The sequence below is a fragment of the Bradyrhizobium sp. JYMT SZCCT0428 genome (assembly GCF_018131075.1).
GTDB lineage: Bacteria > Pseudomonadota > Alphaproteobacteria > Rhizobiales > Xanthobacteraceae > Bradyrhizobium.
The window spans coordinates 1-3005 of record NZ_JAFCLS010000142.1; the positions used below are offsets into that span (position 1 = coordinate 1).

Genomic DNA, 3005 nt, shown 5'->3' on the forward strand with positions numbered 1-3005 from the left:
TTCTGGTCGTCGAGGACGACCAGGTTATTAGGGATTTAGTGGAAGAAGCTCTTTCAGACGGTGGTTTTGAATCGGCCAATGCACCATCTGGCAAGGAAGCAATTACGCTTCTCAAAGGCGATTCCAAATTTCGCGCAGTCGTGACTGACATCGATCTGCCCGGAGGACTGGATGGCTGGGAAGTGGCCCGCGTCGCAAGGGAGATCGATCCGGCAATGCCCGTCGTCTACATGACCGGCACTCACGGCGAGGAATGGGCATCCAAGGGCGTTCCAAATAGCCTTCTGCTAGCAAAGCCGTTTGCTCTGGCGCAACTCGTCACCGCAGTTTCCCAGCTCCTTAACGGTGCCCCGCCGACCGCGTAAGCCGCCTCAGTCGATGACTCTTGCGTCCGATATCCACTACCCGTCCGGCGCTTGAAGTCACGATCGATTTATGAGTACGTACGTAATGCCGATTTCAGGGCGTTTTGTTTTCAGATACACCGGTGTTTTGCTTACTATTGGGCTTCTGACCCTACTGGGCATCGTCGGGATGACCATCTGGCTTGGCGAGCGGGCTCAGACGTACGCTAACGATGCCATCGAGGCGCGTGATACTCGTATCTCGGCGGTTGAACTCCGCAGTGCGATTCAGAGCGCGGAATCAGCCCAACGCGGATTCATCGTCGGCGGCAACGAAATCTATCTTGCGCCCTACGATAGCGCGAAGGTGTCTCTAGAGCGGCAACTCGACCGGCTTAAAGTATTGCTGGTGTCCTACAGGCAAGCCGATGCCATGCTTCGGCGGCTATCGACCGTCATCGGCGAAAAAATCGACGAAATGGATCGCACGATCGCGTTGAAGAAGGAGCAGCGCGATGCCGAAGCGCTTGCGATATTCAGATCCAATCGCGGCAAAGCATTGATGGACGAAGCAAACGTCTTCCTTTCCAGCATTATCAGAATGACCGACGAGCGGCTCATAACTGGTGTGATTGAGCAGAGTGAAAATGCGGCAAAGCTACGCTGGGTGTCGCTGCTTGGCGGCATCATCATTGTGCTGGTTGTTAGCGGAGTAACCATTCTTGGTATTCGTTATGCGGTCGGAATCGCCCAGGCGCGTGACGAGGTGAAAAACCTTAATGTCAATTTAGAGCAGAGGGTAAAGGAGCGCACGTCCGCCTTGGCGCAGGCGCGCGATCGCGCCGAAGTGTTGTTGGCCGAGGTCAATCACCGGGTCGCCAACAGTCTGATGATGGTTGCCTCGTTGGTGAGGCTTCAATCGAACGCGGTACAAAACCAAATTGCCAAGGATGCGCTTGCCGAGACCGAGGCCCGTATCTATGCAATATCGGATGTGCATAAGAAGCTTTACAGTTCGGGTGACGTGCGCTTGGTAGCGTTGGACGAATATCTGTCAGGTTTGCTTCTTAGCCTGCAGAGTTCGATGCAGGACGAAGGCCATGGGGCGTCGCTCGACTACAATCTTGAGCCACTCAAGCTGCCGACTGATTCCAGCATCAATCTCGGCGTGGTCGTCACCGAATGGGTCACGAATGCATTCAAATATGCTTATCCCGAACGCCGCGGCGAGGTCCGGGTAAATTTGAAGCGTTTGTCGGATGGCCGCGGAGAACTGCTCGTGGAGGATGACGGTATCGGTCGGATTGATAACGGTGCGATCAAGGGCACCGGGTTGGGAACGCGGCTGGTGAAAGCGATGGCTGGCAATCTTGGCGGCGAGGTGGGATACTTCGCGCGTCAGCCCGGCACCCTTGCGCGTCTTACGTTTCCGCTACCGGCCGATTGATATGAATGGTCCCCGAGTTTCATCCTGGAAAAGCGCGACGTCGTCATTGGGTGCTGCGCTTAGCACCGTGAATAGAGCTGCCGTCGGCGGCGCATTGGCTCTTTTGCTTTGTTTGGTTGCCGGCATTAGTTTATCGATGGCGCAGGACGGGCCGCCAGGCATTACTTCGCCGATTGTGCTACCACAGTTCGACGAACGGTCGCCCCTCTGCGCGGCGCCTCCTGGGCTCCATAAAATATTGGTCTTTGCGCAGGATAACGAACGCCAATTCATGCAAGGTGTTGCACGCGGCCTCGCCATGGCTGCTAAAGACCGAGGCCTCGAATTTCAGCTGGCGCTGGCCAACAACGATCCAAGAAAAATGATCGAGCAGGTAGACATTTTTCAAACCTCCAACGTTGGCGCGGTTGTCGCCGCTCCGGTCGATGCGCCGTCTCTGAGCCGGAGTCTTCAGAAGGTCATCTGGTCGGGCGGGTATGTCGGGACTGTTGTTCCACCGCCGGCTATCTCCCTTCTAAACGCTCCGCAATACCTGACGGGAAAAGTCCTCGGCGATGCGGCGGCCGCCTACATCAAAGGGAAGCTTGGGGGCAAGGCGAAGGTCGTGTTGCTGACACACGATAGTCTTCAATTTCTGGCGCCCCGCTTTGCCGCCATCCGTGACTCACTCAAGGAGATTCCGGGTGTTACCATCGTTGCAGATATTTCACCGGCGACCGTCGACAAGGAAGGTGGTGCCGCCATGATGCGCACCATCCTTCTCGCCGACCCCTCCATTGACGTTGTCATGGGCGCCGACACGGTGGTTTTAGGCGCGCTGGCTGCTCTAAGGGAGGCTGGCAAGGCGCGCCCGCAGCAGTTTTTAGGCGGTATCGATGGCGAGCCGGAAGCGGTCGCAGAGATTAAGCAAGGCGGTCCCTACAAGACAAGCGTCAGTCTCGCATCTCCCGTTTTTGGTTATGCCATGGCCCAGCACGCTGCAGATTGGCTGGAAGGGAAAAGTGTTCCGCAGGCCATGGACATTCTGCCCAAGCTGCTGACGTCCGACAACATGAGTTTGTACGAGTCGGACTTGGCCGACCCGGCAGCGGTGTACCGCGACCCTCAGCGCCGTGCCGCGTATCTAAAAATGTACGGTAATATTTGTTATGATACCCGTGATCGATATATCAATTTTCCTTGGTCCTCCGAGAGAAGATGAACAGCGCTGGGGG

The 3005-nt window shown here is 56.3% G+C and carries 3 protein-coding genes; all 3 read left to right on the forward strand.

Annotated elements, in window-relative coordinates; all coding sequences use genetic code 11:
• Positions 1-2 precede the first annotated feature (2 nt).
• The 3 genes from JQ575_RS43960 (at position 3) to JQ575_RS43970 (ending at position 2992) form a co-directional block, all read left to right on the forward strand.
• The gene (locus JQ575_RS43960; protein ID WP_249167323.1) at positions 3-365 is read left to right on the forward strand and encodes a response regulator; all 363 of its coding nucleotides are present in this window, start codon (positions 3-5) and stop codon (positions 363-365) included.
• A gap of 70 nt (positions 366-435) precedes the next feature.
• Positions 436-1791 (forward strand): sensor histidine kinase, encoded by a 1356-nt coding sequence (locus JQ575_RS43965; protein ID WP_249167324.1) that lies wholly within the window; start codon positions 436-438, stop codon positions 1789-1791.
• Positions 1792-1837: 46 nt separating this feature from the next.
• On the forward strand, positions 1838-2992 hold the full coding sequence (locus JQ575_RS43970) for a sugar ABC transporter substrate-binding protein (protein WP_249167325.1): 1155 nt from the start codon (positions 1838-1840) through the stop codon (positions 2990-2992).
• The last annotated feature ends 13 nt before the right edge of the window (positions 2993-3005 follow it).

Bases quoted from the DNA above. Each gene is read 5' to 3' on its own strand.
- JQ575_RS43965 (WP_249167324.1), top strand. From the start codon at position 436: ATGAGTACGTACGTAATGCCGATTTCAGGGCGTTTTGTTTTCAGATAC.